Origin of the sequence: Winogradskyella sp. (genome assembly GCF_025210595.1) — a bacterium.
GTDB lineage: Bacteria > Bacteroidota > Bacteroidia > Flavobacteriales > Flavobacteriaceae > Winogradskyella.
Window position 1 is genome coordinate 1 of record NZ_JAOARH010000017.1, and the last position, 15191, is coordinate 15191.

Here is a 15191-nt window from a genome sequence, read left to right on the forward strand (position 1 = left end):
TACCAGAAGATAAACCAAGATATCTTATGGGAGTTGGTACTCCAATCAATATATTAGAAAATATTGCGTTAGGTGTAGATATGTTTGATTGTGTAATGCCAACACGTAATGCGAGAAACGGAATGTTATTTACAGCACATGGTACTATAAACATTAAAAATAAGAAATGGGCTGATGATTTTTCTCCAATTGATGAGATGGGAATCACCTATGTAGATACAGATTATAGTAAGGCTTATTTAAAACATTTATTTACAGTTAATGAATTGTTGGGTAAACAAATTGCTACAATTCATAATCTCGGATTTTATTTGTGGCTTGTAAGAGAAGCTAGAAAGCATATTATTGCTGGAGATTTTAGAACATGGAAAGATAAAATGGTAAAACAAATGGATAAAAGATTATAGTAGGTGAAAATCTTAGATTGGTACATACTAAAACGTTATCTATTAACATTCCTTATGATGTTACTACTGTTTATACCCATAGGTATTACAGTAGACCTTGCAGAAAAAGTTGGTAAGATATTAGAAAATAAAGCTCCCTTTGGAGAAGTAACTGCCTATTATATAGATTTTACAGTTTACTTTGCTAACCTTTTATTTCCACTCTTTTTATTCTTATCGGTTATATGGTTTACCTCTAAGTTGGCAAATAATACTGAGATTGTAGCGTTTTTAAGCTCAGGCGTTTCTTTTTCAAGGTTTTTAAGACCATATTTAATTGGTGCAACTATTGTTGCTAGTGTTGGTTTGGTTTTAGGAATGTACTTAGCACCAATTGCAAGTAAAGGATTTAACGAGTTTAAATATAAATACCTTAAAAAGAATAAAAAGATTCAAAAGACTAGAGATGTCTTTCAGCAAATAAATGATAACGATTATATCTATGTTAGTAGTTTTTCGCCTAAGAGTAAAACAGGTCAAAATTTCACTTATGAACATTTTGAAGGCAACGAGCTGAAATACAAAATATTTGCAGATAATATTAGGTTTATTGAGAAAGACAGTAGTTATAGATTAACATCTTATTTAAAAAGAACCTTTGATAAAGGTGTGGAAACCATAGAAAAAGTTAGAAGAAAAGATACTATTTTACCTTTTGAGTTAGAAGATCTTACACCTGTAAATTATGCTGCAGAAACAAAACCCTATGGTGAGCTTCTAGATTTTATAGAAGCAGAAAAAAAGCGAGGCTCACCTAATATTGGTCGTTACGAGGTTGTGAAACTAAAGAAATGGAGTTTACCAGTTTCTATTTTTATACTTACCATTATAGCAGTTGCAGTGTCATCGGTAAAACGTAGAGGTGGCATGGGAGTTAATTTGGCTTTTGGTATTGCTATTGCAATGGTTTATGTGTTTTTTGACAAAATTTTTGGGGTTATGGCATCACAGTCAAATTTTCCTCCAATAATTGCAGTTTGGTTTCCCAACATAATATTTGGTATTTTAGCAGTATACCTTCTACAGAATGCCAAACGCTAGATTAAAGGATTATCTTCATTTACATTTCCTGGTTTTTATAGCTGGGTTCACTGCAATTTTAGGAAAAAAAATAACTATAGGAGCTAGCGAAATTGTTTGGTATAGAATGGCGATTGCTGCTGTTCTTATGTTTATTTACATAAAAATTATAAAGCTAAATATAAGGGTTAGTAAAAAAACAATTTTAAAGTTTTCAGCAGCTGGCATCATTATAGCATTGCATTGGGTGACTTTTTTTGAATCTATTAAGCAATCAAATGTATCCATTACTTTAGCAATGTTTTCTTCAGGTGCATTTTTTGCCTCATTTATAGAACCTCTTTTTTTTAAAAGACGCATTTTAGTTTATGAGATTTTATTCGGTCTTATTGTTGTATTAGGTGTCTTTTTAATTACAAGTAGTGAGCTTAATTATATAAATGGTATCATATTAGGCTTATTGTCTGCTTTATTTTCAACATTATTTGCGGTTATAAATGGTAAATTTATAGAACGTTATAATGCAACTGTAATCTCTTTTTACGAGTTTATAAGTGGTGTTTTTTTTCTGAGCGTGTTCATATATTTTTCAGGTACTCAATTCGATGTGGAGTTTTTCACGCTTTCAAAAATGGATTGGATTTACATACTTATTTTAGCTTCAGTTTGTACAGCATACGCTTTTATTGGTGCAGTAGAAGTAATGCGTTATATAAGTCCGTTTACTGTAATTTTAAGCTATAATTTAGAACCTATTTATGGTATTATTTTAGCATTGATTTTATTTCCGGAAACAGAAAAAATGTCACCACAATTTTATATTGGTGCAGTTTTAATAATATTAACAGTAGCTTTTGACGCTTTGTTTAAAAACAATAAAGTTAGAAAGTATAAAAGAGTAAATGAGAGTGATAATTGATAGCGCTTTTAATAAAGAGTAAGCAATAACAAACTTATCAATTTCAAAAGTTATAAATCAATAAATTTTATAGTTTCTAAAGTTAAGACTCGGTTTGAGCCTTTTTTTGTTTTTTTTATAAAAAGTAAATTAGAATATGTAGTTTTGTAAACTTTAACTAACTAAAAATTTAACTTCAAATTGTATGGAATATTTAGAGTTTGAATTACCCATAAAAGAATTAGAAGAACAGCTTGAAAAATGTCAGATTATAGGCGAAGAGAGTGATGTAGACGTTACGGAAACCTGTAAGCAGATAGAAAAAAAGCTAGCTGAGACCAAGAAAGATATTTATAAAAATCTTACTGCGTGGCAACGCGTTCAGATGTCTCGTCATCCTAATAGACCTTATACCTTAGACCATATTAAAGCGCTTTGTGGTGATTCTTTTTTAGAATTGCATGGAGATAGAAATGTAAAAGACGATAAGGCCATGATTGGTGGTTTAGGAAAAATTGGTGATCAATCTTACATGTTTATAGGGCAGCAAAAAGGGTATAATACAAAAACAAGACAGTATCGTAATTTCGGAATGTCTAATCCAGAAGGTTATCGTAAAGCATTACGTTTAATGAAATCTGCTGAAAAATTTGGTATTCCTGTGGTTACCTTAATAGATACTCCTGGTGCTTATCCTGGTTTAGAAGCAGAAGAAAGAGGTCAAGGCGAAGCAATTGCAAGAAACATTTTAGAGATGACCCGTTTAAAAGTGCCTATCATTACCATTATAATTGGTGAAGGTGCATCTGGTGGAGCTTTAGGAATTGGAGTGGGAGATAAAGTTATGATGCTAGAGAATACTTGGTACTCGGTAATTTCACCAGAATCTTGTTCTTCAATTTTATGGAGAAGTTGGGAGTATAAAGAGCAAGCTGCTGAGGCTTTAAAATTAACTGCCAAGGATATGAAACGAATGAAGCTTGTAGATCAGATTATTAAAGAGCCACTTGGTGGAGCTCATACTGATAGAGAAAAAACATTTTTGGCAGTAAGAGATGCTATTGTAAAAACTTACGACGAGTTAAAAAACTTATCACCAAAAGAGTTAGTAGATAAGCGTATGGATAAATACAGTGAAATGGGAGTCTATAAAGACTAAATCCAATAAACATAGGCAACAAAAAAAAACTGAAGTTTGCGCTTCGGTTTTTTTTGGCGCTATTAACAATAAAAATTAATTATTAACAGCAAGATTGTTAATTACCTGTTGAGATTGTAAACAAGGCAATATAAAATTACTCAATAGGTTTAGCTACATTTACCACATATGAAGCAGCCCAACCCAATACAAGGTTATAAAGTAGATAAAAGCACACTAATAAGTTTAGAAAAAGGAAAAATACCGCCTCAAGCTATTGATTTAGAGGAGGTTGTGTTGGGGGCTATGATGATTGATAAAAAGGGTGTAGATGAAGTAATTGATATTTTAAGTCCTGATGCGTTTTATAAAGAAGCACACAAACATATCTTCGAAGCAATTTTCAAATTATTTGAAAACAGTGAACCAATAGACTTATTAACCGTTTCTAGTCAACTTAAGAAAGATCAAAAGCTAGATGTTAGTGGTGGTGATTTTTACCTTATTTCTTTAACACAACGCGTATCATCTTCTGCGCATATTGAGTTTCATGCACGTATTATTTTACAAAAATTTATTCAGCGAAGTTTAATTAAAATTTCTAACGAAATTATTGAAGAAGCTTACGATGAAACCAAAGATGTTTTTGATCTTTTAGATAATGCTGAAGCTAAATTATACGAAGTAACTCAAGGAAATGTAAAAAAATCTACCGAGTCTGCTCAAAGTTTGGTAATTCAAGCTAAGAAAAAGATTGAAGAAATTTCTAATAAAGAAGGGTTAAGTGGTATTCCAACAGGTTTTGATAAGTTAGACAAGCTAACCTCAGGATGGCAACCAAGTGATTTAATTATTGTTGCAGCACGTCCTGGTATGGGTAAAACAGCTTTAACGCTAACTATGGCAAGAAATATTGCTGTAGATTTTAATAATGCAGTAGCTTTTTTCTCGTTAGAGATGTCTTCTGTACAATTAATAACCCGTTTAATTTCTAGTGAAACAGGTTTATCTTCTGAAAAGTTAAGAACTGGAAAATTAGAAAAACACGAATGGGAGCAGCTTAATGTAAAGGTTAAGACCTTAGAAAAAGCACCTTTGTTTATTGATGATACACCATCACTTTCTATTTTCGATTTAAGAGCAAAGGCACGTCGTTTAAAATCGCAGTACGATATTAAGGTGATTATGATTGATTACCTGCAATTAATGACAGCAGGTGGAAGCCAAAAAGGTGGCAATCGTGAGCAAGAAATATCTATGATTTCTCGTAACCTTAAAGCCTTAGCAAAAGAACTTAATGTACCAGTAATTGCATTATCGCAGTTATCTCGTGCTGTTGAAACACGTGGTGGAAGTAAGCGTCCGTTACTATCAGATTTACGTGAGTCTGGTGCGATAGAGCAAGATGCAGATATCGTATCTTTTATATACAGACCAGAATATTATAAGATAGATGAGTGGGATGATGAAGAACGCTCACCAACCGAAGGGCAAGGAGAGTTTATTGTTGCTAAGCACAGAAATGGTGGTTTAGAAAATATTAGATTGAAGTTCATCGGTCATCTTGGTAAGTTCGATAATTTAGATGATTTTGATACCCCTTTTGGTGAGTTTCATTCTAAAATGAACGCAACTAACGAAGACACATTTAAACCAGATAATTTTCCTTCTGCTTCAGATGCCTTTGGTGGCCCTGAGGATGATGGAGTTCCATTTTAACAGCAATTTATAATTTGCTAACTTCTTTTTTAATGTATCTTTACGTTTCGCTTTTTAAAAGAAAAATTGCCTCATGTTAGACCAAAGACGTACAACAAATATATTGTTGCTAATTATTGTAATTCCTTTAGTGTTTTATCTGCTAAAGATTTTATCATTTATATTCATTCCATTAGCATTTTCTATGTTTATTGCGTTATTGTTTTTACCGCTTATGCGTTGGTTAGGACGCAGAAAAGTGCCAAAAACAGCAAGTATACTTATTGTAGTTCTTATTGCTGCTTTAAGTTTAAAGATAGGTATAGAGCTCATACAATTATCAAGTAAAGAAATATTAGCAACACGTTCTGAATTTATTCCAAAAGCAGAAGAAAAAATAACATTTTTAAAAGCGTATATTTCTGATAGTTTTGGCATTGAGTTTAGTGAGGACAAAAATATTATAGCTCAGTTTCTGCAAAATGATAACTTAGGATCTACGATTGGTTTTTTAAGAACCTTTTTAACCTCTTTGTTAATGACTATATTCTTTGCAGTCTTATGGTTAGCAGAATCAATAAATGTACATCAATTACTTAATACAACTATTCTAAAGCAAAAACATACCTCTATAAAAGCCTTTATGAAAATTGAGAAAGACCTTATAAAATTTATTAAGGTGAAATTTTTGGTAAGTGCTTTAACAGGTTTATTTACTGGATTAATGTGTGTGTTTTTTGATGTCAGCTTCCCAATATTTTGGGGCTTATTTGCTTTTGCCATAAATTTTGTGCAAATGGTAGGTTCTTTTATTGCTGTAATTTCACTAGCTATATTTGCACTTGTAGAGCTAGATCCAACCAGTACATTGTTCTTTTTTATCTTGGCTATTACCATGGTTCAAGTGGTGTTTGGTGCTATTTTAGAACCTGTTTTTATGGGAAAATCCTTTTCAATAAATATTATAGCAGTACTTGTAATGCTGATGTTTTGGGGATTTTTATGGGGAATTCCAGGATTAATTATGGCTATCCCAATAACAGTTTTTATAAAGATTATTCTAGAACAGTTTCCGAGTACAAAATTAATTGCGAGTTTACTCTCAGGAAATGAGACTACAATAGATAAATTCTAAATCAGTTCTTAAAAGAATAATAAAGTACCAGTCAATAGACTAAAATTTAAGTATATTTCGTTTTAATTAAAAATGAAATTGAAAAAGATTACTTTTATATTATTTACAATTTTTTTGAGCTTTAATGCTTATGCATCCTATATTCTTATTCCTATGGATGCTGAGTCTCAAGAAAATCATCTAAAAGCTTATGGAGTTACTTATTGGACACTAGAGCGAGAGCTAAAGGTAAATTGGTTACTCAATTACAGAGGTGGTTCTTTTTTGCTGCCAGATGCTGAAATTATTCAGCGCGAGTGTCAAATAAGAGGTGTGTCTTTTGAAGTAATTTCAGATAATAAAGCTGCACAAATATTAGAAGAAATTAGTAGTCCAGCAGTAAATCAAGAAGCAGTAGTTTTAGAAAAAGCACCAAAAATTGCCGTTTATACACCTTATGGTAAGCAACCTTGGGACGATGCTGTAACTATGGTTTTAACTTATGCTGAAATTCCTTACGAAACAATATACGACAAGGAAGTTTTAAATGATGAATTGTTGTTATACGATTGGTTGCATTTACATCATGAGGATTTCACAGGGCAATACGGAAAGTTTTACAGAACCTATCGTTCCGCTGCTTGGTATATACAAGAAAAGAAAGATGCTGAAGCGCTTGCAGAAGAATTGGGTTATAGTAAGGTATCTGATGCAAAGTTGGCTGTTGCCTTAAAAATTAGAGATTATGTTGTAGGTGGTGGGTTTATGTTTGCAATGTGTTCTGCAACTGATAGTTTTGATATTGCACTATCAGCCGAAGATGTAGATATTTGCGAACCCATGTTTGATGGTGATGGAAGTGATGCTGGTTATCAGAATAAAATAGATTTTTCTAAAACTTTTGCTTTTAAAGATTACATTTTAGAACGAAGCCCAAATATTTATGAGTTTTCTTCTATAGATATGACTCGAAAACGTCAGATCCCTTTTAAGACAGATTACTTTTCTTTAATGCAATATTCTGCAAAATGGGATCCAATTCCAACAATGTTAACTCAAAATCATACCTCATTAGTTAAAGGTTTTATGGGACAAACCACTTCTTTTACAAGAGATCAGATAAAATCTAATGTCTTAGTAATGGGTGAGAATCGTACAAATGGAGAAGCCAAATACATCCATGGTATTAAAGGCAAAGGATTTTTCACCTTTTATGGTGGACATGATCCTGAAGATTATACCCATAGAGTAGGCGACCCAAAAACAGAACTAGACTTGCATCCTACTTCACCAGGTTATAGATTGATATTAAACAATGTATTGTTTCCAGCTGCTAAAAAGAAGAAGCAGAAAACATAATTGATTGGGTTTGTTGTTTTAAATGGAATAGTTTATTCACTAAAAAAAGTAACTTCAAAACTTATGTAAGGCTACAATAATAATGATTGGTTTAATTAGATTAAGTTGAATTTAAATATACATTTGATGAAATTTCAGATGATTTTAAAATAAATTTTGAATGTATTTTTTTCAAACAGAAATAAAACTTAAACCCTATTCAAGAGGATTTCATTTAATAACCACAGAAATATTAAACGCTTTACCTGAAATTAAAGAGATTAATGTAGGACAATTGCAAGTATTTATAAAGCACACTTCAGCAAGTTTAACTATAAATGAAAATGCAGACCCAACCGTAAGAAAGGATTTTGAAAGTCATATCAATACTATGGTGCCAGAAAATCAACCCTATTATAAGCATACTTTTGAAGGTTCTGATGATATGCCTGCACATATAAAAGCATCTTTAATGGGAATATCTGTACAAATTCCTATTACAAAAGGTAACCTTAACCTTGGTATATGGCAAGGTGTTTACTTATGTGAGCACCGAAATTATGGTGGATCTAGAAGACTTGTCATTACTGCTTACGGTAATTAGTGGACTCTTTTTTGGGTATTACATTATTAATGTTTGCCTAAATGACATCCACAACCAGATTTTGTAAAACTATGGCTTTCTTCATGCCAAGGAAATGCTTGATTATATTTGTTGTTTTCCCAGTAAAACTTGGTTCTTTCTTTTGGTGAATTTCCAATTTCGTTCATAGTTTCTGTATCGTATAATCTACCATTAATCATGGTATAAATAATACTTTCAGAATTTCTGATATCTTCAAGAGGATTTTTATCCATTACAACCAAATCTGCAAGTTTACCAACTTCTAAAGAGCCAATGTCTTTGCTTGCTCCAATATATTCCGCACCATTTAAGGTAGCAGCTCTTAGGGCTTCCATATTGGTCATTCCACCTTGTTGTAGCATCCATAATTCCCAATGCGCACCCAAACCTTGTAATTGTCCATGCGCACCAAGATTAACTTTAACTCCGTTATCAGATAGTGCTTTACAAGTTTTTGAAACCAAAATATGACCATTGTCGTATTCTTCTTGTGGTATCATTTTTCTATGGCGAGACCTACTATCAATAATGCCTCTTGGTGTGTATTTTAATAACTTTTCCTTTTCCCAAACCTTACTGTTTTGATAAAAATAGTATTCGCCATTTACACCTCCATAATTAACAATAAGTGTTGGTGTGTAACCCGTTTTACTTTTTCCCCAAAGTTCTAGAACATCTTTATAAACTGGAGCTACAGGTATATTGTGCTCTACTCCAGTATGACCATCCATAATCATGGTCATATTATGGTAAAAGGTTGAACCTCCTTCTGGAACAACAAAAATCCCTTCTTCTCTTGCTGCTTGAATAACCTGCTGACGTTGTTCGCGTCGTGGTTGATTATAACTTTTTACTGATAAAGCACCAAAAGCTTTAGTACGTCTTATAGAGCTGCGTGCATCTTCAAGATTATTAATTACAGCCTTAAAGTCACCATCGGCTCCATATAAAATAAAGCCAGTAGAGTAGAGTCGTGGTCCTACAAGTTCTCCTGCCTTTTGTAGTTCAGAAAGTGCAAAAACAGTTTCGGTATGTGCTGAAGGATCGTGAGCTGTGGTAACTCCGTAAGCTAAATTTGCATAAAATTGCCAATGCTTTTGAGTTGTTAATCCATATCTAAACGCACCAATGTGAGCATGAGCATCAACCATACCTGGCATAATAGTTTTGCCTGAAACATCAATTGTTTTTGCATTTGTAGGAATTGAAATTTCAGAATTTTTACCGATTGCTTTAATGCGATTATTTTCTACTATTATGGTACCATTGTCTATTACTGTATCTCCATTCATTGTAATGATGGTTGCCCCTTTAAGAGCAATAGTACCATTTGGGACATCTGTTTTTGCTGTTAGATTTATCTTAATACCATTTTCAACAACTTCTTTAGTTTCTATCGAAGCAGAATAATATTCCTCACCAAGAGACCAATGAATGGTTTTGCTATCTTTTGACCAATGCAAATTAATTCCTGCATCTTTTGAGATTTGTGCAATAGGTACATATTTAGATGCATTTGTAATATCTATGGTTTGCCCAGTTTGTGGCATTGGAGCCAGATAAACTTTATGAAGATGCTGAAAAGCCAACCATTTTCCGTTAGGACTTGGTAGTAAACGATTAGCGTGTTTAGACTTTAATAGTGTTTTTTTGTCTTTTCCGTTAAGGTCAACACTAATAAACTCTTTGGTTAGTGCACCAAAATAAGAACCTCCTTTTTGGTACATAATTCTATTATCTTTTGAATTGAATTGTGGAAAATCACCTTCAGAAATAATAAATTTAGAACCACTACCATCAGAATTCATAACATATAAGCCAGATTTTTTTGCAAAAGTTCTACCTTGATCATTATTACCACCTTCTTTTTTGTAAACAATGCGTTGTCCATCTTTCGAATAAGATGGTGTTCTGTAAATCCCTTTATCGTTTGTGAGTTTTTTTGAAGTTCCGCCAGTAACAGGAATTGAATAAATAGCACCAAGGTTTTCATCATTCCATGTCACATAAGTTATGGTATTGCCATCTGGTGAAAACGTGGGTTCAAATTCAAAATCAGTTCCAGACGTTAAGCGCTTTGGTGTTCCGTTTGGTAAGGCTTTTGTCCAGATGTAGCCAAGTGCATTGAAGGCAATAGTTTTTTCATCAGGTGATGTTGCTACATGTCTTATAACTTTTGCATTAAATGTTTTTGGTGAAACAGGTGTTTCAAATTCTAAAGCTTTTGCAATTTTTATTTTTGCGTTAACTTCAAAAGGAATGGTTTCAACATTAAGGGTTTGTATGTTGATTTTTTTAATTTTACCTCCAGTCCAAATTACAATGTCATTATTATTAGGCATCCAATTAAAATTGGTATACACGCCAAAAATAGCCCAAGCTTCTTGTTGGTCTTTATTCAGTTGGTCGTAAATAGGCCATTCTTCTCCTGTTTCCAAATCATGAATAAACAAAACGCTTTTAGTTCTAATGCGCTTTACAAATGCAAGTTTTTTACCATCTCTAGAAATTTGAGGACGAGCAGCACCTCCAGGACCTCCTGTAATACGTTCTATTTTACCTGAGTCTAAATCATATCTATTGATGACATAGATTTGACTATTAGGGTCTTTGTTATATTGAAAAAATCCTCCAGGATAAACATCTTCGCTATAATACAAATACTTACCATCTGGAGAAATGCAAGGTTCATTAACATCTTGTTGGTCGTTTTTTCTTTTTGTGAGTTGCAATCCTATACCACCTGTTTTATGGTACATCCACATTTCTCCAGCACCTAAAGAGCGTGAAGATGTAAAGTGTTTTCTGGTAATTAAGTATTCGCCATCTGGTGTCCAGACAGCATTGTTAAGTAGCCTAAAATTTTCCTTAGTGATTTGTTTGGCATTATTACCATCAATATCCATTACCCAAATATTGTCTCCGCCACCAGCATCACTTGTAAAAGAGATTTGCTTACCATTTGGGCTAAAACGAGGTTGAATTTCAAAAGCTAATCCTTCTCTAAGCACTTTTGCTTTTCCACCTTTAGCATTCATAATGTATATATCACCTAAAAGATCGAATACAATTTTAGAACCATCAGGACTAACATCAAGATTCATCCAAGTGCCTTCATCTGTTTTAAGTTTTAATTCAGTAAAATCCCAATTTCCTTTAGGATTATTAACATTCCAATCTTCTTTTTTTTCTTGTGCAATAATTGTAATAGGTAGAAGTAAGATCAGGACAAGACTATAAATAGAATGCTTCATTGTTGGTTTAATTTAAATGAGATTTGTAAGATAATGATATTTGATGAATGTTATGCTAGCTAAGTAATGGTAAATAATTGGGCAATAAAAAATCCGATTCGTTAGAATCGGATTTTTTTTAAGCGAAATGTTGTTATTAATTTGGCTAAAAGCCTTACTTAACTTTGTTTACTATAGCTTCAAAAGCTTCTGGGTGATTCATAGCTAAATCTGCAAGAACCTTACGATTCAATTCAATATTGTTAGCTTTTAATTTTCCCATAAATTTTGAATAGCTCATCCCATGTTGTCTTGCACCTGCATTAATACGCATAATCCATAACGCGCGGAATGTTCTTTTTTTGTTTCTACGGTCTCTGTACGAGTATTGCATCGCTTTGTCAACCGCGTTTTTAGCTACTGTCCAAACGTTTTTACGTCTTCCCCAGTATCCTTTTGCTTGCTTAAGAACCTTTTTTCTTCTAGCTCTTTTTGCAACTGAATTTACTGATCTTGGCATTTCTTTAATTGTTTTTTGTAGTAGGCGGCAAAAAATTGCTCTTAATCATTTCTATTAAATCGTAACTATACAATCTAAAATCGAATGGCCTAACTCCAGGGTTTATAATTTGTTTTAACCGATTAAAACGCTATTACTTTAAACGTAATAAGGTTTTAATATTATCCTCGTCAGACTTATGTACTAATGTATCATGAGTTAACGCAAGCTTACGCTTTTTAGATTTTTTTGTCAATATATGACTCTTAAAAGCGTGCTTTCTTTTAATCTTACCAGTGCCAGTTAGTTTGAAACGTTTCTTAGCACTCGATTTTGTTTTCATTTTAGGCATTTTGTCCTAGTTTTAATTTACGTTTCGCTTATCGTTATCCACCAAAGTTTTAAAAGGTGGCTTTATTTTGTTTTCTTAGGAGCAATGAACATAATCATACGCTTACCTTCAAGTTTAGGCATTTGTTCTACTTTACCATACTCTTCAAGGTCTTGAGCTAATCTCAATAATAAGATTTGCCCTTGCTCTTTAAATACTATTGAACGTCCTTTAAAGAATACAAATGCTTTTAATTTAGCACCATCTTTTAAGAATTTAGTAGCATGTTTCTTTTTAAACTCGTAATCATGATCATCAGTTTGAGGACCAAAACGAATTTCTTTTACAACGACTTTAGTTGCTTTAGATTTTAAAGCTTTATCTCGCTTCTTTTGTTCGTAAAGAAATTTCTTATAATCCATTACTTTACAAACAGGAGGTTTAGCATTTGGTGATATCTCAACAAGATCTAAACCTTGTTCATCAGCCATTGCGAGCGCTTTTTTTATAGGATAAACTCCTACTTCAACATTGTCTCCTACAACTCTGACTTCTTCAGATCTAATCTTAGAATTTATACGATGTTTATCCTCTTGGACTTCTCGTCTATTGTAATTCCTTCTGTTTCTACGTATTGCTATGGCTTATAATTTTTAATTAAACGTTATTATCTATTTGAAAGTTTTTAGGCTTTCGTTTACTTTTTCTTTTATAATTTTTGAAAATTCTTCAACACTTATTGTACCAAGGTCTTCGCCTCCATGTTGTCGTACAGATATAGTATTGTCTTTTTCTTCTTGTTCACCTACAATAATTATGAAAGGAAACTTCTGCATTTCTGCCTCACGAATTTTCTTACCTACAGTTTCATTTCTATTGTCTGCGAGGGCGCGAATTTCGTCATTTTCTAGCAAATTTAAAACTTTTTCTGCGTATTTTTCATATTTCTCACTTACAGACAGTACAATAGCTTGTTCTGGCATAAGCCAAATTGGGAAATTTCCACCAGTGTGTTCTAACAAAATTGCAACAAAACGCTCCATACTTCCAAATGGTGCACGGTGTATCATTACTGGTCTGTGAAGTTCATTGTCACTACCTTTATAGGTTAAATCAAATCGTTCAGGAAGATTGTAATCTACTTGAATTGTTCCTAATTGCCATTTACGACCTAGAGCATCTTTAACCATAAAATCTAATTTTGGTCCATAGAAAGCAGCTTCGCCAGTTTCAACAACATAGTTTAAACCTTTATCTTTGGCAGCATTTAAGATTGCGTTTTCTGCTTTCTCCCAATTTTCGTTGCTTCCAATGTATTTATCAGGATTTTCAGGATCTCTTAATGAAACCTGAGCCGTAAAATCTTCGAAACCTAAAGATCCAAAAACATAAAGTACTAAATCTATTACTTCTTTAAACTCTGAGTCTAATTGGTCTGGAGTACAGAAAATATGTGCATCATCTTGAGTAAAACCTCTAACACGTGTTAGTCCATGTAATTCTCCACTTTGCTCATATCTATATACGGTCCCAAATTCGGCAAAACGTTTTGGTAGCTCCTTATAAGAGTAAGGTCTATGATTGTAAATTTCACAATGATGAGGGCAATTCATTGGCTTTAATAAGAATTCTTCTCCTTCAGCAGGTGTGTTTATAGGTTGAAAACTATCCTCCCCATATTTAGCAAAATGTCCAGATGTTACATATAAATCTTTATTACCTATATGTGGTGTTACAACCATTTCATAACCAGCTTTTTTTTGTGCTGCTTTTAAGAAATTTTCAAGACGTTCTCTTAAAGCTGCGCCTTTAGGTAACCATAAAGGAAGCCCTTGTCCTACTTTTTGAGAGAATGAAAATAGTTCTAGTTCTTTACCTAACTTTCTGTGGTCTCGTTTTTTTGCTTCTTCTAATAAATGAAGATATTCAGTAAGCTCTTTTTGTTTTGGAAATGATATACCATAAACTCTTGTTAGTTGTTTCTCGTTTTCATCACCTTTATAATATGCGCCAGCAACACTAAGTATTTTTACAGCCTTTATGATACCTGTATTAGGTATATGTCCACCACGGCATAAATCTGTAAATGTAGAATGATCACAAAAACTGATAGTACCGTCTTCTAAGTTCTCAATTAAATCTACTTTGTATTCATTGTTACCTTTATAGTATGATAATGCATCTGCCTTTGAGATTTCACGCATTTTAAAATCGTGCTTTCCTCGGGCAATTTCTATCATTTTATTCTCTATTGATTTAAAGTCTTTTTCTGAGATTGTTTTATCTCCTAAATCAACATCATAATAAAAACCATTTTCAATTGCAGGTCCTACCCAAAGTTTTACACCAGGATATAATTCCTCTAATGCTTGAGCTAATACATGAGCAGAAGAATGCCAAAATGCTTTCTTACCATTATCATCTCTCCATGTATATAAGGTTAGGCTACCATCTGTAGTTAATGGAGTGGTGGTTTCAACAACGTAATCATTGAATTTTGCTGAGATAACATTACGAGCAAATCCTTCGCTTATGTCCACAGCCACTTCATAAGGAGTTACATCTTTATTAAAAGATCTAACAGAACCATCAGGCAGAGTAATTTTAATCATTATATATATATATAGTATAAATTTTAGTCCACAAAGATATATCTAATATGTATAAAGGACAAAACGAATATATAGATGAAGAGTTTAAAACTTTTTTTAAGTGTAAACATCTGTATATAAGAGGTGTAATTATTTCTTTTAAAAAAAACCAAAAAAAGTTCTTGTGAATAAAGAAAGTAGTTCTATATTTGCACCCGCTTTTAAGAGCAACAGTAATTAAAAGCAGACGTTCATTTCCA

At 32.7% G+C, this 15191-nt stretch carries 13 protein-coding genes; 8 read left to right on the forward strand and 5 right to left on the reverse strand.

Annotated elements, in window-relative coordinates:
- The 8 genes from N4A42_RS01325 to N4A42_RS01360 all read left to right on the forward strand — a co-directional run.
- On the forward strand, positions 1–407 hold a 407-nt coding region (locus N4A42_RS01325; protein WP_294068821.1), incomplete at its 5' end, for a tRNA guanosine(34) transglycosylase Tgt.
- A gap of 3 nt (positions 408–410) precedes the next feature.
- Positions 411–1487 carry an LptF/LptG family permease gene (locus N4A42_RS01330; protein ID WP_294068823.1) on the forward strand — a complete coding sequence of 359 codons (1077 nt, stop codon included), beginning with the start codon at positions 411–413 and terminating at the stop codon, positions 1485–1487.
- Entirely contained in the window at positions 1474–2385 is a 912-nt protein-coding gene (locus tag N4A42_RS01335; RefSeq protein ID WP_294068825.1) for a DMT family transporter, read from the forward strand. The genes N4A42_RS01330 and N4A42_RS01335 overlap by 14 nt, the downstream gene beginning before the upstream one ends.
- 184 nt (positions 2386–2569) lie before the next feature.
- Positions 2570–3523: an acetyl-CoA carboxylase carboxyltransferase subunit alpha gene (locus tag N4A42_RS01340; protein ID WP_294068826.1), complete on the forward strand. Its 954-nt coding sequence runs from the start codon at positions 2570–2572 to the stop codon at positions 3521–3523.
- A 168-nt stretch (positions 3524–3691) separates the two neighbouring features.
- On the forward strand, positions 3692–5221 hold the full coding sequence (gene dnaB, locus N4A42_RS01345; RefSeq protein ID WP_294068827.1) for a replicative DNA helicase: 1530 nt from the start codon (positions 3692–3694) through the stop codon (positions 5219–5221).
- Between the two features lie 73 nt (positions 5222–5294).
- The gene (locus tag N4A42_RS01350; protein WP_294068829.1) at positions 5295–6335 is read left to right on the forward strand and encodes an AI-2E family transporter; all 1041 of its coding nucleotides are present in this window, start codon (positions 5295–5297) and stop codon (positions 6333–6335) included.
- A gap of 153 nt (positions 6336–6488) precedes the next feature.
- The gene (locus tag N4A42_RS01355; RefSeq protein ID WP_367172451.1) at positions 6489–7673 is read left to right on the forward strand and encodes an asparagine synthetase B; all 1185 of its coding nucleotides are present in this window, start codon (positions 6489–6491) and stop codon (positions 7671–7673) included.
- Between the two features lie 160 nt (positions 7674–7833).
- Entirely contained in the window at positions 7834–8256 is a 423-nt protein-coding gene (locus N4A42_RS01360; protein ID WP_294068833.1) for a secondary thiamine-phosphate synthase enzyme YjbQ, read from the forward strand.
- Positions 8257–8282: 26 nt separating this feature from the next.
- Here N4A42_RS01360 and N4A42_RS01365 read toward each other — a convergent pair whose 3' ends face one another.
- From N4A42_RS01365 to thrS, 5 genes are all read right to left on the reverse strand, one after another.
- On the reverse strand, positions 8283–11531 hold the full coding sequence (locus tag N4A42_RS01365) for an amidohydrolase family protein (protein ID WP_294068835.1): 3249 nt from the start codon (positions 11529–11531) through the stop codon (positions 8283–8285).
- Positions 11532–11685: 154 nt separating this feature from the next.
- Complete coding sequence (rplT, locus tag N4A42_RS01370; RefSeq protein WP_073081329.1) at positions 11686–12030, reverse strand: 50S ribosomal protein L20; 345 nt, start codon at positions 12028–12030, stop codon at positions 11686–11688.
- A gap of 133 nt (positions 12031–12163) precedes the next feature.
- Positions 12164–12361 carry a 50S ribosomal protein L35 gene (gene rpmI, locus N4A42_RS01375; RefSeq protein WP_294068839.1) on the reverse strand — a complete coding sequence of 66 codons (198 nt, stop codon included), beginning with the start codon at positions 12359–12361 and terminating at the stop codon, positions 12164–12166.
- Positions 12362–12423: 62 nt separating this feature from the next.
- A complete protein-coding gene (gene infC / locus N4A42_RS01380; RefSeq protein WP_294068843.1) occupies positions 12424–12975 on the reverse strand; it encodes a translation initiation factor IF-3 in 552 nt (183 codons plus the stop codon).
- 36 nt (positions 12976–13011) lie between these two features.
- On the reverse strand, positions 13012–14952 hold the full coding sequence (gene thrS, locus N4A42_RS01385; RefSeq protein ID WP_294068841.1) for a threonine--tRNA ligase: 1941 nt from the start codon (positions 14950–14952) through the stop codon (positions 13012–13014).
- Between the last annotated feature and the right edge of the window lie 239 nt (positions 14953–15191).

What these genes read in the sequence shown, in the direction of transcription:
- N4A42_RS01335 (WP_294068825.1), top strand. Translation starts at nt 1,474, where the DNA reads ATGCCAAACGCTAGATTAAAGGATTATCTTCATTTACATTTCCTGGTT.
- N4A42_RS01340 (WP_294068826.1), top strand. Translation starts at nt 2,570, where the DNA reads ATGGAATATTTAGAGTTTGAATTACCCATAAAAGAATTAGAAGAACAG.
- dnaB (WP_294068827.1), top strand. Translation starts at nt 3,692, where the DNA reads ATGAAGCAGCCCAACCCAATACAAGGTTATAAAGTAGATAAAAGCACA.
- N4A42_RS01350 (WP_294068829.1), top strand. Translation starts at nt 5,295, where the DNA reads ATGTTAGACCAAAGACGTACAACAAATATATTGTTGCTAATTATTGTA.
- N4A42_RS01355 (WP_367172451.1), top strand. Translation starts at nt 6,489, where the DNA reads ATGGATGCTGAGTCTCAAGAAAATCATCTAAAAGCTTATGGAGTTACT.
- N4A42_RS01360 (WP_294068833.1), top strand. Translation starts at nt 7,834, where the DNA reads ATGTATTTTTTTCAAACAGAAATAAAACTTAAACCCTATTCAAGAGGA.
- N4A42_RS01365 (WP_294068835.1), bottom strand. Translation starts at nt 11,531, where the DNA reads ATGAAGCATTCTATTTATAGTCTTGTCCTGATCTTACTTCTACCTATT.
- rplT (WP_073081329.1), bottom strand. Translation starts at nt 12,030, where the DNA reads ATGCCAAGATCAGTAAATTCAGTTGCAAAAAGAGCTAGAAGAAAAAAG.
- rpmI (WP_294068839.1), bottom strand. Translation starts at nt 12,361, where the DNA reads ATGCCTAAAATGAAAACAAAATCGAGTGCTAAGAAACGTTTCAAACTA.
- thrS (WP_294068841.1), bottom strand. Translation starts at nt 14,952, where the DNA reads ATGATTAAAATTACTCTGCCTGATGGTTCTGTTAGATCTTTTAATAAA.